Origin of the sequence: Longinema margulisiae (genome assembly GCF_025266855.1) — a bacterium.
Taxonomy (GTDB): Bacteria; Spirochaetota; Brevinematia; order Brevinematales; family Thermospiraceae; genus Thermospira.
Genome location: NZ_CP053071.1, coordinates 1,384,995 through 1,404,481 on the forward strand (window position 1 = coordinate 1,384,995; position 19,487 = coordinate 1,404,481).

The 19,487-nt window shown below is 44.6% G+C and carries 17 protein-coding genes; 14 read left to right on the top strand and 3 right to left on the bottom strand.

What is annotated here, in order from left to right; translation table 11 throughout:
• Positions 1-122: 122 nt before the first annotated feature.
• From BREVNS_RS06195 to glmM, 12 genes are all read left to right on the top strand, one after another.
• On the top strand, positions 123-581 hold the full coding sequence (locus tag BREVNS_RS06195) for a SoxR reducing system RseC family protein (RefSeq protein ID WP_483426151.1): 459 nt from the start codon (positions 123-125) through the stop codon (positions 579-581).
• Entirely contained in the window at positions 535-888 is a 354-nt protein-coding gene (locus tag BREVNS_RS06200) for a hypothetical protein (protein ID WP_483426152.1), read from the top strand. The genes BREVNS_RS06195 and BREVNS_RS06200 overlap by 47 nt, the downstream gene beginning before the upstream one ends.
• Positions 885-1,802 carry a CBS domain-containing protein gene (locus BREVNS_RS06205; RefSeq protein ID WP_483426153.1) on the top strand — a complete coding sequence of 306 codons (918 nt, stop codon included), beginning with the start codon at positions 885-887 and terminating at the stop codon, positions 1,800-1,802. The genes BREVNS_RS06200 and BREVNS_RS06205 overlap by 4 nt, the downstream gene beginning before the upstream one ends.
• Positions 1,799-2,131 (top strand): DRTGG domain-containing protein, encoded by a 333-nt coding sequence (locus BREVNS_RS06210; protein ID WP_483426154.1) that lies wholly within the window; start codon positions 1,799-1,801, stop codon positions 2,129-2,131. The genes BREVNS_RS06205 and BREVNS_RS06210 overlap by 4 nt, the downstream gene beginning before the upstream one ends.
• On the top strand, positions 2,128-2,862 hold the full coding sequence (locus BREVNS_RS06215; protein WP_483426155.1) for a PHP-associated domain-containing protein: 735 nt from the start codon (positions 2,128-2,130) through the stop codon (positions 2,860-2,862). Before BREVNS_RS06210 ends, BREVNS_RS06215 begins: the two co-directional genes overlap by 4 nt.
• A gap of 215 nt (positions 2,863-3,077) precedes the next feature.
• Positions 3,078-3,419 (top strand): CRISPR-associated endonuclease Cas1, encoded by a 342-nt coding sequence (locus BREVNS_RS06220; RefSeq protein WP_483426156.1) that lies wholly within the window; start codon positions 3,078-3,080, stop codon positions 3,417-3,419.
• Positions 3,420-3,485: 66 nt separating this feature from the next.
• On the top strand, positions 3,486-4,301 hold the full coding sequence (locus tag BREVNS_RS06225; RefSeq protein WP_483426157.1) for a hypothetical protein: 816 nt from the start codon (positions 3,486-3,488) through the stop codon (positions 4,299-4,301).
• 204 nt (positions 4,302-4,505) lie between these two features.
• Positions 4,506-5,000 (top strand): hypothetical protein, encoded by a 495-nt coding sequence (locus BREVNS_RS06230; RefSeq protein WP_483426158.1) that lies wholly within the window; start codon positions 4,506-4,508, stop codon positions 4,998-5,000.
• 3 nt (positions 5,001-5,003) lie between these two features.
• Complete coding sequence (locus BREVNS_RS06235; protein ID WP_483426159.1) at positions 5,004-5,435, top strand: hypothetical protein; 432 nt, start codon at positions 5,004-5,006, stop codon at positions 5,433-5,435.
• A gap of 232 nt (positions 5,436-5,667) precedes the next feature.
• Positions 5,668-6,708 carry an IS5 family transposase gene (locus BREVNS_RS06240; RefSeq protein ID WP_483426160.1) on the top strand — a complete coding sequence of 347 codons (1,041 nt, stop codon included), beginning with the start codon at positions 5,668-5,670 and terminating at the stop codon, positions 6,706-6,708.
• A gap of 1,915 nt (positions 6,709-8,623) precedes the next feature.
• The gene (ileS, locus tag BREVNS_RS06245) at positions 8,624-11,395 is read left to right on the top strand and encodes an isoleucine--tRNA ligase (RefSeq protein WP_483426161.1); all 2,772 of its coding nucleotides are present in this window, start codon (positions 8,624-8,626) and stop codon (positions 11,393-11,395) included.
• A gap of 2 nt (positions 11,396-11,397) precedes the next feature.
• A complete protein-coding gene (gene glmM, locus BREVNS_RS06250; protein WP_483426162.1) occupies positions 11,398-12,753 on the top strand; it encodes a phosphoglucosamine mutase in 1,356 nt (451 codons plus the stop codon).
• A 43-nt stretch (positions 12,754-12,796) separates the two neighbouring features.
• Here glmM and BREVNS_RS06255 read toward each other — a convergent pair whose 3' ends face one another.
• From BREVNS_RS06255 to BREVNS_RS06265, 3 genes are all read right to left on the bottom strand, one after another.
• Entirely contained in the window at positions 12,797-13,162 is a 366-nt protein-coding gene (locus BREVNS_RS06255; protein ID WP_483426163.1) for a hypothetical protein, read from the bottom strand.
• Positions 13,163-14,076: 914 nt separating this feature from the next.
• Complete coding sequence (locus BREVNS_RS06260) at positions 14,077-14,757, bottom strand: zinc metallopeptidase (RefSeq protein WP_483426164.1); 681 nt, start codon at positions 14,755-14,757, stop codon at positions 14,077-14,079.
• A 502-nt stretch (positions 14,758-15,259) separates the two neighbouring features.
• On the bottom strand, positions 15,260-16,471 hold the full coding sequence (locus BREVNS_RS06265; protein ID WP_483426165.1) for an IS110 family RNA-guided transposase: 1,212 nt from the start codon (positions 16,469-16,471) through the stop codon (positions 15,260-15,262).
• Between BREVNS_RS06265 and BREVNS_RS06270 the strand changes: the two genes are divergently transcribed.
• Positions 16,472-16,672, top strand: a complete 201-nt coding sequence (locus BREVNS_RS06270) for a hypothetical protein (protein WP_483426166.1) — start codon at positions 16,472-16,474, stop codon at positions 16,670-16,672.
• Positions 16,673-16,681: 9 nt separating this feature from the next.
• Complete coding sequence (locus BREVNS_RS06275; RefSeq protein WP_483426167.1) at positions 16,682-19,462, top strand: helix-turn-helix transcriptional regulator; 2,781 nt, start codon at positions 16,682-16,684, stop codon at positions 19,460-19,462.
• Positions 19,463-19,487: the final 25 nt, after the last annotated feature.

A 19,487-nucleotide genomic window follows, 5' to 3' on the forward strand; every position in this document is an offset into this window, starting at 1 on the left:
ACTTTTTATGTTCTCATATTGGCTTTTTATGTACCATTTTATCACAAAAAGAGAACAAAAACCTTGCAAAAAGTCCCTCTTTTGTCTATACTATAGGCAACCCTATGAAAAGGAGGAAGACCATGAGAGAGCTTGGGAGAGTTCGTGAAGTGTATCGTGATCGTGTGGTGATTGATATTGTGGAGCATAGTGCCTCCTCCTGTAATCAGTGCAGTCTTCATGGGCATTGTCATATAGAGAATGGGGAAAGAAGGCTCACCCTCTGGACAAAAGGAAACTGGAGGGTTGGTGATGAGGTGTGGGTAGAGATGAAAGAGACGGTTCTGATAGAGATTGCGACCCTTCTTTTTCTCATTCCGACGATTCTTTTGATTGTGGGAAGTGCCGTGATGAGCCAGTGGTTGCCAACGCTGTGGAGTGTGGGGGGAGCCCTTGTCCTCATGGGGCTTTACTTCTGTGTGCTTCGGTGTCTCACCCCACGGATTTTGCGTCGGTTCAGGCTTATTCCAAAAGAGAGTGTTTCGGAGGTGTACGATGACATCAGTCACTATACACGATATCCAGAAAACCTTAGATTGTGAGATTCTCTATGAAGCCAACACCACTCCTATAAAAGGAGTGGTGGCTTCAGGGCTCATGAGCGATGTACTCACCACGGAGATGGAGGATTTTCTGCTTGTATGCAATCTCGCCAATGCTCAGGTGGTGAGAACAGCCTATATGGTGGGAGCTCCATCTATTCTTGTCACGAATGCCAAACAGGTTCCCCCGGATTTTCTTGAGCTGTGTCAGGCACATCATATCAATCTGCTTCGAACGGACTATTCGCTTTTTGAGGCCTGTGTGCTGTTGGGTGAACTCTTTCCTGTGAAGCGGAGGCAGAGGTGAAAAATCCTATTCCCATCAGTGCTGATAAGTCCGCCAATGCGGTGATGGAGATTCTTCTTCGGCTCAAGGTTCGTGATGCCATGCAGAAGAAGATCTATACCGCTTCTCCTGAGGATACAATGCGGACAGTTCAACATATCATGAAGCAGAAGAAGATTTCCGGTGTTCCTATTGTGGAGGGGCAGCATTTAGTCGGGATAGTGTCGGTGAACGATATCATCAATGCCCTGGACGGGGGGTATATCAACGATCCTGTGAAAATGCACATGTCCACCAATCTCATTGTGCTTGAGGATGATATGCCTTTGTCGTTTGCCCTTTCTTTTTTCAACAAGTTTTCCTACAGGCGTTTTCCTGTGATCAACAGGGACAAGCATCTTGTGGGGATGCTCACCAGTCGGGATATTCTTTCGGCTCTGGTAGCGGAGCTCAACAAGGAGATCAAAAGTCTTGAAAACAAAATCAAGGAGCGTCCCGATGTTTCTGAGGCTATCTATCGTGAGTTTACCATTAAACGGTATGATTTTGAACACGCGGGACAGGCTTCTTTTGAGTTGAAGCGGCTTCTCAAGGAAAAAAAGATAGCCCCTCCTCTCATACGACGGGCTTCTATCGCTTCGTATGAACTGGAGATGAATATTGTGATTCACTCCGTGGGAGGCAAGATGAGTTTTATCATTGATGATCAGAAGATAGAGATTATCGCCAAGGATGATGGACCGGGAATTGCCGATGTGGAGGCGGCTCTCAGAGAGGGTTTTTCTACCGCCAGTGAGTGGATTCGTTCGCTTGGGTTTGGGGCAGGTATGGGACTCCCCAATACGAAGAGGGTTTCTGATGAGTTTCGGATCTCGTCTGAGGTGGGAAGAGGGACAGAGATACAATCGATTATCTATCTGGAGGGAAAATCATGACAGTCACAGAAATCGCCAAAGCGCTTGGTTTTGAGGTGGTGAATACGAGTTATGCCGATGGGGAAGTGACGACGGGGTATACCTCTGATCTCTTGAGTGATGTGATGGCCAATGCGGAGGAGGGGTCTCTTTTGATAACTATTCAGGCCCATAAGAATACGATTGCGGTGGCCACGATGGTGGGGGCATCGGCTATTCTCATCTGCAATGCCCGACAGATCCCAGAGGATATGATTCAGGCGGCGGATAGTGAGTCTCTTCCTCTTCTCAGGACACCTCTCAATCAGTATCAGGCTTCTTATCGCGTGCATGATCTCATCAAGGCATGAGGCTAAGGGCTGATCTTCATATCCACTCGTGTCTTTCTCCTTGTGGGAGTCTGGAGATGTCTCCAAAGCGGATCGTAGAGGAGGCTCTCTCTCGAGGTCTTGATATTGTGGCTCTCACGGATCACAATAGTGCACTCAATTGTCCGGCTTTTTTTTCCTATGCTCGACGAAAGGGTATTCTCCCCCTTTGTGGGCTTGAGGTCGCCTCTCGTGAGGAGGTGCATATTTTGGGGCTTTTTGAGAGCCCTGAGGAGGCGTTATCTGTAGGGGAGTGGGTGTATGAGTCTCTTTCCCCTCTCTCGTTTGATCCTGAGAAGTATGGGGATCAGGTGTATGTGGATGAGGACGAGGTGGTGTTGGGTGAGGTGGAACGTTATCTTGGGCAGGCCTGTGGGTATTCACTGGAGGAGATTGTCAGGGCCATTCATGAGAGGGGGGGACTTGCCATTCCATCGCATATTGACAGGCCCGGTAGTGGGCTTCTGGATAATCTTGGGTTTCTTCTTGCCCCTGAAGAGACAGGCTTTGATGCGATTGAACTTTCCAAGAGTTATTGGCTCTCGCCCTATCCGATAGCGAATATGGAGGGTTATCCCTGTGTGGCTTCGTCTGATGCCCACTATCCAGAGGGGATTGGGTGTCTTGTGACGGTGCTTGAGATGGAGGAGAAATCCTGGGAAGGGTTTTGTGAGGCACTGAAAGCGGGAAGAGTGGGGGTGGAAAGGGGGTGAGATGGGGTGGTTTTTCAGGGGGTATTCTTGTTTGACGAAAGTGTCATTTTTCCTTTGCGAAATAATTGACATTTTTTTGAAACTTCTTATAATAAAAAATGCCACGCCCAAAAAAGCGTGGCAAGGTTGTCCCGTGGGACAATACCTGCGACCAGTAAGAGGTCTTACTGGAACTTGCAGAATCTATTGAAAATTTCCGAAATAGGAGAAAAACGATGAAGCATATTCTTGTGACAGAATATGCTGAATACCTCAGACTTGAACAGGGGATGCTTTCTGTATGGCATGAGGGGAAAAAACAACGGGAGTATCCGCTCAGCAAAATCAAGACTCTCACCGTGTGCCGAAGGGGGGTGGGACTATCTTCTGATTTGATTGTTCAGTGTGCTCTTCGGGGTATTCGATTGTTTTTTCTTGATTTTCGCGGGATTCAGGTGGCAGGAGTTCTACCTCTTAATACTCATGCTGTGAGCAAGGTGAGAAAAGCCCAGTTTGCTTTTATGGAAAGTCTGGGATCTCGAGAAAGGGCCAGGGCTTTTTTGGGGTATAATCAGTAGAATTTTTAAGTTATAAAAAATTTTATACATATATAAGTTGTAGAATAGATAGGAAAGGAGGATTTTATGTATAGCCGAACAGATTATATTCTTACAGAGGAAGTTCTCAATAAATATGGTTTTGCTTTTATTGAAAGGAAAGATGTTTCTGGAAATGTTGAAGATATAGAAGGATTTAGTGAAAAAGAATATGTAGATATATATAAAACATATACATATGGTCATATTAGTGGAATGTATAAGTTTGTTATTTATGTTTATTATATTGAAATTGATGGTGTTTTGTATCAGAAGTTAGAAAAAGCAATTGAAATTTATAAAGTTGATATAAAAAATTATACTCAAAGTTTGTATCATAAAGATGTTTTTAATTCTTTTGAAGATTATTTTATAAATAATAGAGATTATTTTATTGGTTATGTATTTAATGTTTTTGGTAAACATACAATTTTTATTGGAGATTATTGTTTTTTGTCTCATAAATACGAATTTGGTGGATATTATTTACTGTTTTTTACACCAATTTATGCAAAATATTACTTTGATACATATCTTTTAGGTTATATACCTTTTTATAAAAAGACAAGGTTTATTATTATGGAAGCAATAGATACTTGGTCTTTTGTGGTTGATATTGATGAATTTGATAGACTTTATAATGAAAGATATATTTCAACTTATTTTTATAGACCATCTGCTGTTGAGCATTTAGTTAATACAGAAGATTTTACTGATTTATCAAAAGTGTTTTATTTCTTTAATAAAGCAATTGAAAGGTATCTTAAAAAGAATGGTAAGGAAGAAGATTATAATAAATATTTTGCAAATATTAACTATGAAGAAGCATTACCAGAAGAAATATTTAGTGTTTCTAAAAAATAATTATATAAAAATTTTTAAAAAATTTTTAAAAAAATATTCTTGTCAGCAATAAACAATTCTATTTTTTTTGAATGAAAAAGACAAATAAGCCCTTGTAGAGAAAAAGTGGGGTTTCAGGGGCGTAGCCCCTGATCCAGATACAGGAAGAAAGTATTCCTGCAAGGGTCTCATATAAGTTGTAGAATGATAGGAAAGGAGGTTTTTATGAAATGGTTTAATGTGAGATTTCTTAAATACAAAAAAGGAAGAAGTATTTATTTTAAGGAAGATATTACAGGTAAAGAAGAAAGAGTTTTGAGTGGTAAAACCAATTTTGTTTGGGTTGTTCTTGGTGTTTTGTATGAAGGTTTTTGGAATATGATTTTCATATTTATTATTTCTATTCTTATTTATATTTTTATACCATCAGCATTTTATGTTATGGTTCCCATTGCTGTTTTTCATTTATCTACTAAATCTTTTTATTCTATTTTCTTATTTTTGTTTGGTATGTTTATGAACTCACTTGTTTTATGGGGTGTTTTGTATATAAATTATATTTTTTATGCTTTATTTTATAAAGGTGGATTTTCGGTTCGTAGGGGGTTTGAAAAGATTAAACTTATTATTAAGTATAGAAAGAATAAAGAGTATGTAAGGTTTATTTTGGATAATGAACCTTATAAATTTTATAGTATATTGAATAATAAGAGGGGGTAAATTATGAAATGGTTTGATAGATTTTCAAATATTTTCTTTGTGTATGGATTTGTTATTTTGGTTGTTTATTGGTATATTGTAGTATGTATTGATGATACTGATAAATATAAGAACCTTTTTAATATGTATGAATATGAAACTAAGGTTGTTAGGTTATTTCTTAAAGAAACTTTTGTTGATTTTGTTGATGGATTAAAAGATAATACTGATTTTTCTCTTTTGGAAGCATATAAGATTTTTGATAAAAAATTTAATTATTTGTATTTATTACCAAATTATATGACTTTTAGTGTTTATAATTGTTATTATTATGAACCTGTTAGTAGTGATTGTGTTGAATTTAAGAGTAAAATGATTGAGATTACGAATGATTTTGATAAGTATTATGAAAAAGTGGTTTCAAATTTATATTTATGGAGGAGTTATGATAAATAATATACCCTGCATCCGTGGAAATAACCTTTGTCCTTGGCTAAAAGAAGAAAAAATCCCCCTCATAACCTCAAAAAAGCGGGACAAAAAGAAAGAGACCCTTGCACGGGTAGCGATTTGTTAGCAAGATAAAGCGAAAAAAGAAAGCGGGAAAAGCAGTATTTATTTCCCTTACTTGAAATTAAAAGAAAATGTGTTATACTATAAGGCAGGAACGAGGCAAGAGGAGGCCCATATGCCAATCAAAACGAGCAGCCCAGGATTTTCCGATTATGAAATCGAGTTAAAGAGAAAACCGAAGAAAAGCATTTTAGATAAAATCAATCAACTTATTGACTGGTATGAAATTGAGAAGATTTTATCTCATTCCTACAAGGCGGGGAAAAGCCCCAAAGGAGAAAAAGCCTATCCTCCGCTGATTATGTTCAAAGTCCTTATTCTTCAGCATCTCTATAACCTTTCTGATGAGCAAGCGGAAGAATCACTTCGAGACAGGCTTTCCTTTCTCAGGTTTTGTGGTTTCCATGTGAGCGATGAAATTCCTGATTATACCACAATTTGTCGTTTTCGGAATAGACTCTTGAAACTTGATCTTTATCAGGTACTTTTTGATGAATTTAACAAGCAACTTGAGGAGAAGGGACTTATTGTGAAGAAGGGTACACTTATTGATGCTACAGTGATAAAGAGTTCTCGACGACCTAAAAAGACAGTTGATGCCAGGATATTGCCGGAAGATAGAAAAGAGGAGGATCAGCAAGAGGGAAAGGAAAATTCTTCGGAGATAAGATATTCTGATGATAAAGACGCTCGATATCTTAAGAAAGGGAATCAGGTATTTTATGGATACAAATCTCATGTAGCGGTTGATGGGCAGGGAAGGTTTATTATAGGGGGGCATATGACGCCAGCAAATGTTCCGGATATGAAGGAGATGGGAAAACTTTTGAAAAATCTCAAGTTACGTGAGGGGAGTTTTGTTGTGGCGGATAAGGGTTATGCATGGGCAGAAAATGTAAAACTTGTGAGGCAACAGGGTTTCGTGAACTTTATTATGAAAAAAGCGGCGAGGAATAGACCTCTCACAGAGAAAGAGAAGAAGCAAAACAAAGCGATAAGTACGCTTCGTTATCGAATTGAGCAGGTGTTTGGACATCTGAAAAAGCATATGGGATTTGAGAGAGTAAGGTATGTTGGACTCGAAAAAGCTCAGATAGAGTTTCAACTCAAGGCGATGGCTTATAATCTCAAGATGGCAGCCCTTATGCTTGCATAAGGAAAGAGGAGCGAGAAAAAGGTCAAAAGAGAAGAAAAAAGGCTTTTGAGGAGGAAAAAGGTCTTAGAAAATGCATTGGATGCCCTAACAAACATAGTCGGCGCTCAGATATTTTTCTGTTTTCTTTCGAAGAATTCGCTAAAGAGGAAAAGAGAGACAGAGAAAAGAGTCGTGCAAGGGTCTCAAAAAATATAAGTCATATTATAAGGTCTTTTTTCTGCAAGTTCCAGCTTCTGAGATAGCCTATAGACAAAATTCAGAGTCATATTATAAGGCCTTTTTTCTGCAAGTTCCAGCTCATCATACAAAGGCACGCAATCAACGCCGTTAGTGTCGTTTCAATCAAACTGTTCAGGTGTGAGTAAGAGGATAAATTTGACCTTCGTACTATATCCTCTCCACAGGAAAGTTTCAAAGGGTATGACCTAAAGGGGGGATGAGATTTTTCAGCAGGTGTGATAGCCTGCACGGCAGGAGGCCTGGTCTGCCGCCGCTCGACTGTGGAGTTGATTCCCCAGGCGGAGCCCCCACAGCTTCACATATATTATCGCACAAAAGGAGAAAAAAGTCAAGCGGTGGAGGGTGTTTTTTGAAAAAATTTTGTCGTTCCACGGTTGTTCCACATATGAAACTGAATGGCTATTTTCACCTTTCCTGTGAAGGGAAATAACCCCATAGCTTTCTATTCCGATGCCTATAGACTTGCTTAAAAACATTACGGCAAGAGAGAGCTATTACCCTGTTTCAGCTAAACCATGGTTCTTTGCTGAAACATCGTCATAGCCTTTTTCCTGCCCCTGCTCGCGGTGCCACCTGAGAGAAGCCCCGGCAGGGGACACGTGCCAGGCGGACCTGGTGGGAGAGGGCTATGTTCTTTCACCCCCCCTTTTTTTCTGTACCCCACTTCGACTTCGCTCAGTACCCACCGGGCCGCTTTTGCGGTAGTGTGTCCTTTGCCGTGGAGTGGGAAAGTCCTTCCGAAGTGAGGGCACAGGAGGTGCCCGTGGCGACCTCTTGTGTTGCTTTTGCCCTCAAGCCCACCGAAGCGGAGCCGCGGGGGTTTTGCTGAAACAGAGTAATAGCCGTGGTCGGCTTTTCTCCCTGAAACAAGGTGATAGCCACTGCTTGAGTTTGTATGGGGAGAGATTAAACGTTCAACCCATGGGGTGTTTTGCTGAAACAAGGTCATAGCCTTCCCCGCCCCTGCCTGCGGTGCGCCGTAGGAGAAGCCCCGGGGTGACACGTGCCCTGCGGGTTGGTAACGGAAGCCATTGTCTTTTCACCACTGGCCGAACCACAGGAGGTGGTGAGGAAGCCCGGGGTCAGGCATGGAGGACTGTCCCCCGGCGGCTACAGAAGAGAGCGGGGCTACAGGCTTTTGTTTCAGCCCGCACTGTGGGAGACAGGTCGGTGGCTACAGAAACCGCCGCAGGGGCGGGGGTGGGGTTTTCAAAAGGGGCGGAGCCCCTTTTGTCCCGCGCGGAAGCGCTTCATGAAAGAGGAGAAAGGGGAGAAAATAACGAAAAAGAGAACAAATGTTCAATTATGGGGTAAAGGAAGCGGATCTGAAATACGTTATATATTGGGTTTTACGACCGATGGTGGAACACGCCTTGCGAAGGGGGAGTTTGTTTTTTGAGAGTGAGCATTGAAATAAAAATGTTTCAGGAAAAGCTGAGAGCCGTCGTAGCCGTTGGCCTGGACAGCTACCGCTCCACTGTGGAGTTGATTCCCCAGGCGGAGCCCCCACAGCTTCGTATATATTATCGCACAAAAGGAGAAAAAAGTCAAGTGGTGGAGGGGGGGTTTTTGAAAAAATATGAAAGGAGGAATTCTTATAAACCAGAGACTTTTGCATTTCTTTTCCCTTTGCCGTATAATAAAAAGAAACCTTTTTCTATGAAAGGAGTGATTCATGGACTACAGTAAGACGGTTAACCTACCCAATACCCCATTTTCCATGAAGGCTAACTTGGTTGAGAAGGAACCAAAGATTCTCGAGATGTGGGAGAAGAATCGCATTTATTTCAAGCAGTTGGAGAAAAGAGCCAAGGCTCCTACTTTTATTCTCCATGATGGTCCCCCGTATGCCAATGGGGAGATTCACCTTGGAACGGCTCTCAACAAGATTCTCAAAGACATGATTGTGAAATACAAGTTCTTTCGAGGATACAAAACGCCCTTTGTCCCGGGGTGGGATTGTCATGGGCTTCCTATTGAACTCAAGGTCGTGGATCAATTGGGAGGGAAGGCCCATGAGATTCCTGTGAAAAAGCTTCGGGCTGAGTGTCGCAAATACGCTGAAAAATATGTAGGTATTCAGCGAGATGGGTTCCGCAGGCTTGGCTGTATCGGTGATTGGGAGAATCCCTATCTCACCATGTCTCATGAATACGAGGCCGCTATTGTGGAGGCTTTTGGGCGTATTGTAGAGAAAGGGCTCATCTATCGTGGGCTTCGTCCGGTGCACTGGTGTCTTCACTGTGGGACGTCGTTGGCAGAGGCCGAGATTGAATACCATGATCACCGTTCACCTTCGATTTATGTGAAGTTCCCGGTGGAAAAGCATGGGGTTTCGGATCTTGCCGGCAAAGAGGTTTTTGTTCTCATCTGGACCACAACACCCTGGACGCTTCCTGCCAATACCGGGCTTTCCTTCCACCCGGAGGAAACCTATGTGGCTGCTGAGATTGGAGGGGAGTACCTGATTGTGGCAGAAAAACTTCTCTCTTCTGTGGCTTCTGTGAAAGAGGGCAAGGTGGGCAAGACCATACCCCTTTCTCGAAAAGATCTGGAAGGTTTTGTGGTGAAACACCCATGGATTCAGCGAGAGTCCAAGATTGTGTTTGGAAAGCATGTGACCATGGATACGGGAACGGGAATTGTGCATACCGCTCCCGGTCATGGTATGGAAGACTATCTCATCGGCAAGGAAACAGGGCTTGAGATGCTTTCCCCTGTGAATGATAAGGGAGAGTTTACCCCTGAGGTTCCCGAGTTTGAAGGGATGAACGTCTTCGAGGCGAACGAGAAGATTATCGTCTTTCTCAGTGAGAGAAACAGGCTCTATGCCCGGGCGGATATAGATCATAGCTATCCACACTGCTGGCGATGTAAAAATCCTATCATCTTTCGTTCCAAGCCCCAGTGGTTTTTCAAGGTTTCTGATCCGGCGTTGGCCAAAAAGGCTCTTGAGACACTTCCCCATATTCAGTGGATTCCAGCGTGGGGACAGACCCGTATTGAAAACATGCTCAAGGACAGGCCTGATTGGTGTCTTTCTCGCCAGCGGCATTGGGGAGTGCCTATTCCAGCTTTTTATTGCGAGTACTGCAATGAACCTCACCTTGATAAAAAGACGATCGACCATATCATTGGGCTCATTCATGAACACGGGATCGATGTCTGGTTTGATAGAGAACCAGCCGAACTTTTGCCGGCTGGAACGGTGTGTCACAATTGTGGCGGCAAGACCTTCCGCAAGGAAACAGATATTCTCGATGTGTGGTTTGACTCAGGGGTGAGCAATATTGCCGTTCTTGACAAACATCCCATGCTCCATTCTCCTGCTGATGTGTACCTTGAAGGAAACGACCAGTACCGGGGATGGTTCCAGGCTTCTCTCTGGCCTTCGGTGGCCACCAAGGACAAGGCTCCTTTCAAGGCGGTGATTACCCATGGGTGGGTGTTGGATGAACAGGGACGCCAGATGCACAAGAGCCTTGGAAATGCGGTTTCTCCCAAGGAGGTGTATGACAAATTTGGGGCTGATGTGCTTCGTCTCTGGGTGGTGACAGAGGATTACCGGGGGGATTTGCGCATTGGGGCAAACCTTATCCAAAAGGCTGTGGATAGCTACCGCAAGGTGAGAAATACCTTCCGTTTCATCATGGGGAACCTTGATGGTTTTTCACCGGACAAAAAAGTTCCCGTGGGTAAACTCAAACCTGTAGATGCCTACATGCTCTCTGAACTTGCTTCTCTGACCGAGAGGGTAACCACTTTCTTTGATCAGTATGAATTCTATCGCGGATTTCGTGAGCTTTATAACTTCTGTGCGGTGGATCTCAGTGCTTTTTATCTTGATATTCTCAAAGACCGATTGTATATCTACGAGAGGGAAAGCTATGAGAGGCTCTCTGCTCAGACGGTTCTGTATGAGATGCTTCGTGTTCTGACCATTCTCTTTGCTCCTATTCTTTCCTTCACCATGGAGGAGGTGTACCAGACCTATTTTGCCAAGGGAGAAGGAGACAGTGTGCTTCTTCAGGATTGGCCTGTGATTCCTGCTGAGTGGAGAAACGAAAACCTCGCCAAGGATTTCAAGGCACTTCTTGATATTCGGGAGAGTGTGCTCAAGGCTATTGAGGTTTTGAGGTCAAGGGAAAAAGACTTAGGCGGTTCCCTTGAGACAAAGATTCTTCTTGAGGCAAAGAATCCCTATACTAAGGAATTGCTTGCCAAGTACAAAGAGGATATCCGGTTCTTCTTTATTGTCTCTCAGGTGGAATATACCACGGTCTCTTCTCCGGATGCTGAGGATGACAATGTGAAGGTGCAGGCAAAACTCGCCGATGGGAAAAAATGCGCTCGATGCTGGAATTATTCTGTCCATGTAGGGGAGTCGTCGGAGTATCCTGATCTCTGTGAAAGGTGTGCACCTATTGTCAAAAAGATGAAGGTATAGGTATGTCACTCAAGGTCAGTGTTTCTGGGATTCGTGGTATCTGGGGGGAAAGCCTCACCCTTGAGGTTCTCCGGGAGTATACCTACGCGTTTGGGATGATGCTTCGGGAGAGGGCCACAGGGAATCAGGTGAAGGTCCTGTTGGGTCGGGATGGTCGTAAAACAGGGTCTCTCATTGCCCGTTATGTGGCCAGTGTCCTGAATGCCATGGGGATTGAGGTTGTAGATGCGGGGCTTGTGCCAACCCCTTCTGTGCTTTTTGGTGTCCGGGAGTGGCATCTTGATGGGGGGATTATTATCACAGCGTCGCATAACCCTATTGAATGGAATGCCCTCAAGTTTGTGGTTCGGGGAGGGACGTTTACTACCGAAAAGGATCTGGAACACCTTCTCTCCTTGAAGGGGAAGCCTTTTTCCTATGCTTCCTGGAAACACATTGGCGATACACAAATGACGGCCGACATAGCCGAGGCTCATATGGAGAGGGTGCTTTCCGTGGTGGATAAAAAAGCCATTCAGGAGAAAAAATATACGGTAGTACTTGATCCAGTCAATAGTGCGGGTGGGCCGATCACGACAAAGCTTCTTGAGGCGTTGGGGTGTCGGGTGATAGGGGTGAATACGGAGCTCACTGGTGAGTTTGGTCGTGTGGCTGAGCCCACTCCTGCCAACCTTGCCCATCTTCCAGAGCTTGTGCAACGTTATCAGGCCGATGTGGCCTTTGCCCAGGACCCTGATGCGGATAGGTTAGTGATAGCCGATGAGACAGGGAGAATCTTGAGTGAGGAGTGGACATTGGCCCTTGCGGTTCGGCATATTCTTTCAAAAACTCCAGGTCCTGTCGTGGTGAATCTTTCCACTTCTCTTGTGAGTGAAATCTTTGCTGCTCAGGCAGGGCAACCGTGCTACTATGCCAAGGTGGGAGAGGCGAACGTCGTCGAAGAAATCAAAAACCGTGGAGCTGTCATTGGTGGGGAGGGGAACGGAGGGGTTATCTATCCCCGGGCCAATTTAGGACGGGATAGCCTCGTGGGCATTGCTCTCACTCTTGAGGCCATGGCTACCTCTGGCAAAAAACTTTCTACCCTTGTAGAGGATTTTCCCCGTCTGTTTTCTCTCAAGGAAAAGTTTTCAGGGAGTCTTGATATAGGGACTCTCACAGAGACATTAAAACAGCTTTTCCCTACGGCTTCGTTTCATACCCTCGATGGGATACGGATGGATATAGCAAGAGGGAGTGAGAGACTCTGGGTACATCTCAGAGCTTCCAACACGGAGCCGGTGGTGCGACTCATCGGAGAGTCAACAGACGAGAAGTGGCTTTTAGAGGTGAGGGAAAAGTTGCAGGCTCTTTTTTGAAGAAAAAGAAAGGGGTCTGACACAATACTCTTGCTTGTGGGTTTTAGAGCCATTTGATGATGGCAGTAGAGAGAGAAAAAAGAATTCCAATAAACCACATCATCATCGTAAACCGTTTATTCATATCATCAAACCGTTTATTCATATCTTCAAAGCGTTTATCAATAACCTCAAAGCGCTTTTCCATAGCCTCAAAACGAGTATTCATGACCTCCACGACGGTTTTCAGGTCACTTCGGATGCCCTGGAGTTCAAGAACAATACGATTCTCCTTTTGCTGGGCTGTTTCTTTCATTTCTACCTGGTTCAGCAAAAGCGTGAGAAAATGCCTCGCTGATTCTTTGTCTTTTTTCTCAAGCACTTCAAGAAATTCTTCTTCAAGAACTTCATACATTTCTTGAGTGAGCATGGCTTTCCTCCATGGCTAATTATACCATAGCCGAAAAGAAAAGTCAAATGGCAGTTTTTCGATGACAAAAGAGCCTTTGTTGTCGTTCCACATATGAAACTGAATACCTTCGCCTTTTCTGAAAGTATTATGGCAAAATGAGACCTTTGCACGAATGTGCAAAGGTCTCAAAAAAGTAATAAAGAAACAAAAATTAGTATCAAAATATTCCGTGCTGTAATAAATAAACCAATTTTTTTGAATAAAAAAGACAAACCGGCCCTTGTAAACAGAAAAATCGGGGTTTCAGGGGCGTAGCCCCTGACCCAGACAGGCAAAGAAAACATCCGTGCAAGGGTCTCAAAATAGGGCTATTCTCCTGTTTCAGCTAAACCATGGTTCTTTGCTGAAACAAAGTCATAGCCTTTGCCCCCCTGCCCGCGGTGCCACCTGAGAGAAGCTCCGGTGGGAGCAGAAGCCCTGCGGGCTGGGGGGAGAAGGACCCCTTCTGGAGAGGAAGACCCGTTCTTTCTTTCACCCCCCTTTTTTTTTTGTACTTCCCCTTCGACTTCGCTCAGTATTCTCTGGCCGCTTTTGCGGTTGTGTGCCTTTGTCGCAAGAGGGAAGTCCTTCCGGAGTGAGGGTGCAGGAGGCACCCGGGGCGACATCTTTTGTTGCTTTTTCCCAAAAGCCCACCGAAGCGAAGCTGCGGGGACCCCGCCTGAGCGGGGAATCGGCGGAGCAAGGTGGGCGCTATACTTCCGAAGTCAGGAGGACGAGTTGTGGTTGCCGAAGTCCAGAGGGCGAGGCAATGTCGCCCACGGAGGAAGGACTTCCCCGGAAAGAGAAGAGGTCTTTCTGCTTGCCCGCAAAAGCGGTGCACTATCCGTCTGAGGCGCATGCGTAGCATGCGACGAGGACAACGCCCTTTCTTCTTAGTCTCTGTTTCTCAGCCAGAGAAGGCGCGCAAGTTGCAAAAGGGCCATCAGCGTCGCGGCGATATAGGTGAGAGCGGCGGCTGTGAGGACTGATTTCACTCCGCGAAGCTCCCTTTCGTCCATATAGCCCTGTTTCAAGACAGCCACGGCACGACGGCTGGCGTCAATCTCAACAGGAAGCGTGACAAGATGAAAAGCCACTGTTCCAGCAAAGAGATAAATGCCTAAATCAATGAGAAAGGGAAGACCCGCAAGAAAACCAAGGAAAAACAACGGGAAGGCCATATACGAGGAGAAGGCGGCTACAGGATAGATCAGATTGCGAAGAACCAGAGGGAGAAAAGCTCTCGCATGCTGAACAGCGTGTCCTGCCTCGTGGGCAGCCACTCCAATGGCAGCTATCGAATCACTCCCGTAAGTGGCATCAGAAAGACGCAGTACCTTTTTCCGGGGGTCATAATGGTCAGTCAGCTGTCCCGGCGTGTGTTCTATAATCACATCCTGGATGCCGTGCTGGAGGAGAATCTGGTAGGCTACATCCTCGGCTGTTTTTCCGGAGCGGCTTGGTTTCTGGCTATATCTGGCAAAGGTACTTTGGACCTTCCATTGAGCCCACGCAGCAAAGAGAAGCGCAGGGATCAGAAAGATCATGCTTGGATCATAAAAGAAGGGGTACATATCAACCTCCGTTATTCGTTTGTTGTTCTCATATCAAAAGATACAGAAAGAAAAGGGAAAAGTCAAGTTTCTCAATCTTGCAAGAGGTGTCTCTGATGCTTCTTGACAATTTGGTGTAATGAGGATACAATATATTTACACGAAAAAGATATACAAGTTGAGACCTTTGCACGAATGTGCAAAGGTCTCAAGAAAGTAATAAAAAAACAAAAAATAGTATAAAAATGTTCCTTTTCATAATAAACAAGCCTATTTTTTGGATAAAAAAGACAAATAAATCTTGTAAACAGAAAAAGTGGGGAAGAGGGGCGTAGCCCCTGACCTAGAAAGGGCAAGAAAGCACCCGTGCAAGGGTCTCAAGTTTTTGGTGGTGGGAGTCCAGGGAAACACGGGAAGGAATATCAAAAATTTTCTTGATAAAGAATGAACATAGAGAAGAAAAAAGAGATTTTGAGAAGAGGGACTTTCAAAGACGAAATCCATAGTGGAGAGGAGTCAACTATTATAAATTCACCTCCTGAGGGAAGGAGGTAAGGCGAAAGGGGTCGAAGGTAGTTTGATGAGAGAGCATGGCGTAGAGGAGGCGAAGGAGTTTGTGAGCCACGCAGAGATTGGCCTTTTTAGCAACACGGGATTGAGCAAATTTGAGGTTAAAATACTCACCGAAAGCGGGGACAAAACGTCTGACAGAGCGAGCGAGGAGAAAAAGGATACGTCTGAGGTGACGGTTCCCTCGTCGAGAGATATGGCCTGTGGTCGAGGACTGTCCGGATTGATAAATAGCGGGGTCAAGACCTGCGTAAGCGATGAGTTTTTTGTAGTTCTCAAAACGGCTGATAGAGCCTATTTCGGCGAGGAAGGTAGCGGCACCGACAAGACCTATACCAGGGACGGAGGTAAGGATCTGTATTTCAGTGGGAAAAGCCTGAAGGGCGAGGGACTGGATGTGAGCGTCAAGTTTCTCGAGGTGCTCCTGGAGGAAAAAGAGCTGGCTTATAATGTTCTGGAGAACGTTTTCCTCGGCGGAGTCTGGAGAAGCGATGGAGGAAGAGGCGAGTTCTTTGATTTTAGTGATGGAGAGGCGGGATTTTCTGCCCCGTTTGTTTGGTGGGAAGAAGGCCTCGAGGGAACTTTCAGAGGCCTTCTGGATGGCGGTAGCGCCGGGGAAAGCCAGGAGGAGAGAAAGGAGGCTTTTGGGGTAACCTGTGGTGTACTTGAGGATTTCCGGAAAACAGTCGAAAATGGCGTCCTCGAGGAGGTTTTTTACCATAGCGATGAGGGTAACGACTTTTTCACGGTAACGGGTGAGGCTACGGAGTTCTGGACATGGATGCCGGAAGGGTTTTTCGAGGGAATGATACTGGGAGAGGAGAAAAAGAGCGATGTGATGAGCATCGATGGAGTCAGTTTTGGTTTTTCGAAGGGAGAGTCTGGAAAACGTTCGTGTCTGAAGTGGGTTAAGCACGAAAGTGCGGAAACTCTGAGAGGTCAAGAACCTGAAAAGATGGTGGTGATAACCGCCGGTAGATTCAAGACCGACGACCAGACTCTCCTTTGGGTAAATCGAGAGAAGGGTGAGGAGTTTGTCAAAGCCCTCTCTCTCCATGGGGAGGGCAGACGAGTGAAGGACCTGCCGCTGGTCGTCAAGGACACAGACGAAGAAATCTTTTTTGGCGACGTCGATACCGACGAAAAGGGTTGGGGTGTGAAGCATATGGCTTCCTCCTTATGGAATTTTGTGGTTTCTGGCAGGTCCTCCCACTCAAAACTCCATTATGACAAGGGCTTCTTAGCCCAATCAACTTATGATGAGTACGGGAGGCAGGAGACAGACTCCTCTAAGGGCTCTTCTGGCCCAGGAAATATTCGTCTTCCTGCCAGATGGGTGGTTTATTATAAAGGGAATTTTATGTAGGAGGATAGAATGTCCTGGGGAAAGGGTTTGGTGGTGCTTTTTTTTCTTCTCTGGGGGTTTTCTTCTGGCTATGGGGTTGAAACCTCTATTTATCTTCTTGAAAAAACGGAGGATAATAAAGAAACCACCTATATCCGTGGTATCCCTTCTTTTCGCCTTTCGGGGAATTCTTTTTTTGTTGGCTGGCTCAAAAAGAATCAATGGATACGGCTGGAAGTACAGGGTTTTCAGGAGAGGAAAAATTACGTCTTTTATAGTGGAAACCGCTGGGTGAGAATAAAACAGGTTTTTTTCTATGACGAAAATGGCCTTCCTTTTCCTTTAGAGAGGGAAAAAGAAGAAGCCTTCTTTTTTTTACCTACCGGTTTTTCTTCTCTTGTGCTTGATGTGGAACTTGCAGGACCTCCCATTATTGTTTCTCCGGTGGTTATGGAGGTAGAAAAATTTTTCGGAAAAAGGCTTCTTACTTCGACGCATGTGGGGGTGATAGGGATTCTTTTTGGTTTTTTTCTTTTGTGGTATGGCTTTTGGGCTATCCGGAGAAAGGACTGGCCTCGTCTGTGGAAGACAATTAACTTTCTTCTCTTGGGGCTTCTTACCTACGGGGCATTGTTTCCAGAAAGGGGCGGGCTTTCTTTGATATTGTTTTTGATGGGTTTTTTTGGTTTTTCATGGGTTGGGTATCAGCTCTCTATGCATCCTGAGCTGAGACGGCCAGATATGATTCTTTTGCATGGTCTTTTTCTTTTTCTTGTGGCCGGGGTGATCGTGGCGGCTTTTGTTCATCCGGTGATTGGTTTTTTTCTTTTTGGTATAGCCATTCATTTCAATCTGATTTTACTCATTTTTTACTATCAGATTTCTCAGAGGTGGCGTTTTCTTCCCTGGCATCTTTTTTTTCTTCTTTCCTGGGTGGGGTTTTTCTGGGAGATGATGGGACTCTGGACACGGATTTCGCCAATTGCTCCGTGGGTAATTGTTCTGGGTCTTGTGGTTTATCTTTTGGTGGAATGCTGGGAGGTATTCAAAGAGATCTATCTTGACAAGAGTCTCTATCAGTTTTATCAGAACACCAATCGTCTTCTGAGAGGTTACCTTGCCCAGAGTAATCGGAAGCTTCAGGAAACCGTTTCAGCTCTCAAAAAAGAAAGTCAACAGAAGGCACAACTGGCGCATCTCTATGAACTTCAGCAGAAAAAATATCGTGATCTTGTCGAAAACCTTTCTGATTGGATATGGGAGATGGATAGAAATCTCGTGGTTACGTATACGTCTCCCCGAGTGGAGGATTTTTTAGGGATTTCTCCGGATGCGCTTCTCAAAAAGTCTCTTGAAGCTACTGTAGGAAAAGAAGCCTTTTTTGTTCTCAAGCGGGCGCTTCAGCAATCAGAGGGGAAACTCAGCGGGCATCTTCTCTCTCTTCAGGGAAAAGAGAGGCAGATTCTTCTTGAGGTGGCTTCTACGCCTCTTATGAAGGATGGCAAAGTAGAGGGATATCGTTGTATTGGACGGGATGTTTCTCAGCTGATTACTATGAGAAGCGATCTTTCGATGTATCAACAGGATCTCTCCCTGTTGTTTGATCGTTCTCCCTTGGCGATGGCGATTATTGATATTGAGAATCTTGCTTTCTACAGGTGGAATAAGCGCTTTGAGGAGATTTTTCCCCTGAGTAATTCTCGTCTCACGGCTTTTCTTGAAAAGGTGGGGGATCCCTATGCCAAGGATATCTATTTTGCTTTCAAAAATCTCCTTTCTTCTGAAGAGATACGGGTTTTTTCTTTTTCTCTTCCTTTTCCTTTCAATGGAGATTTTCTCTGGTTGGTGGTTCAGGGGTATCGGCTCTTGTTTGAGAATCATGGTTATGTGGTGTTGACGGTTTTTCCGCCGGAGTTCCGGCTTTTTGAGAAACAATGGGAGTGGATTTCTTCCTGGCCAATTCCTGTAGTCGTTATGGACAAGTATGGGAAGACTCTTCTGACGAACCAACGGGCCCAGGAAATATCCTTCTCCTTCTCGTTGCCTTCACCACTTCCAACGGAGGTGATGTCGATACCCTATGGGGAAGAGGGGAGTGTGGTTATTGTCCCCAGGGCTCCTTTGTTGTATCTGGTGTTTGGATGGATTCAGAACCACACCCTGGCTAAACAGGTGACAAGAAATCTTCTTCAGCGTTTTCCGGTGCCATGGGTGGTGCTCACAAAGGATTTTCGTGCTGTGGAGTGGCATCCTTCTATTTTTGAGACCTTCCACTTTCAGGTTTCTCATGCTTCTCTTCTTTCCCAGATGATAAAAGAGAGTGGACTCATGAAACAGATTTCTTTTTCTTCTCAGCCGTCACACAAGGTGGTTTCAGCCTATTTTCGGAATAAACAGGAAGAGATTTTTCACAAAGAGGTTCATCTCTTTGTTTTTGAAGAATATGCGATGCTTTTCTTCTTTGAACCTGGCTTCTCTTCCCCAGAAGGAGAGATTATCCCTCTTTTCATTCACCAGCTTTCTTTTTTTGTTGATTCTTTGAAGGGCATCGAAAAAGAATTGTCTCAACTCCAAACGGGTATGGCGGTGGTAGAGGTTTCTCAGAAGACGGAGGCGTCTGAACTTTCTTTATTGACCGACACAGAGAGAAAAATTCTCTCCCTTCTGGTACAGGGGAAGACCAATGCAGAGATTGCCCATCTTCAACAGATTTCTGAGGAGACGGTGAAGGGGCATATCAAGCATATTTTCAAAAAACTCGGGGTCTCCAAGCGCTATCAGATCATTCAGCGGTATCATGGACTGGTATAAGTTTCTATGAGGCTTTTTTGAAAGC

Bases quoted from the DNA above. Each gene is read 5' to 3' on its own strand.
- BREVNS_RS06275 (WP_483426167.1), top strand. From the start codon at position 16,682: ATGTCCTGGGGAAAGGGTTTGGTGGTGCTTTTTTTTCTTCTCTGGGGG.
- BREVNS_RS06215 (WP_483426155.1), top strand. From the start codon at position 2,128: ATGAGGCTAAGGGCTGATCTTCATATCCACTCGTGTCTTTCTCCTTGT.
- glmM (WP_483426162.1), top strand. From the start codon at position 11,398: ATGTCACTCAAGGTCAGTGTTTCTGGGATTCGTGGTATCTGGGGGGAA.
- BREVNS_RS06200 (WP_483426152.1), top strand. From the start codon at position 535: ATGACATCAGTCACTATACACGATATCCAGAAAACCTTAGATTGTGAG.
- BREVNS_RS06240 (WP_483426160.1), top strand. From the start codon at position 5,668: ATGCCAATCAAAACGAGCAGCCCAGGATTTTCCGATTATGAAATCGAG.
- BREVNS_RS06220 (WP_483426156.1), top strand. From the start codon at position 3,078: ATGAAGCATATTCTTGTGACAGAATATGCTGAATACCTCAGACTTGAA.
- BREVNS_RS06260 (WP_483426164.1), bottom strand. From the start codon at position 14,757: ATGTACCCCTTCTTTTATGATCCAAGCATGATCTTTCTGATCCCTGCG.
- BREVNS_RS06225 (WP_483426157.1), top strand. From the start codon at position 3,486: ATGTATAGCCGAACAGATTATATTCTTACAGAGGAAGTTCTCAATAAA.
- BREVNS_RS06255 (WP_483426163.1), bottom strand. From the start codon at position 13,162: ATGCTCACTCAAGAAATGTATGAAGTTCTTGAAGAAGAATTTCTTGAA.
- BREVNS_RS06270 (WP_483426166.1), top strand. From the start codon at position 16,472: ATGGCTTCCTCCTTATGGAATTTTGTGGTTTCTGGCAGGTCCTCCCAC.
- BREVNS_RS06210 (WP_483426154.1), top strand. From the start codon at position 1,799: ATGACAGTCACAGAAATCGCCAAAGCGCTTGGTTTTGAGGTGGTGAAT.
- BREVNS_RS06230 (WP_483426158.1), top strand. From the start codon at position 4,506: ATGAAATGGTTTAATGTGAGATTTCTTAAATACAAAAAAGGAAGAAGT.
- BREVNS_RS06265 (WP_483426165.1), bottom strand. From the start codon at position 16,471: ATGCTTCACACCCCAACCCTTTTCGTCGGTATCGACGTCGCCAAAAAA.
- BREVNS_RS06195 (WP_483426151.1), top strand. From the start codon at position 123: ATGAGAGAGCTTGGGAGAGTTCGTGAAGTGTATCGTGATCGTGTGGTG.
- ileS (WP_483426161.1), top strand. From the start codon at position 8,624: ATGGACTACAGTAAGACGGTTAACCTACCCAATACCCCATTTTCCATG.
- BREVNS_RS06235 (WP_483426159.1), top strand. From the start codon at position 5,004: ATGAAATGGTTTGATAGATTTTCAAATATTTTCTTTGTGTATGGATTT.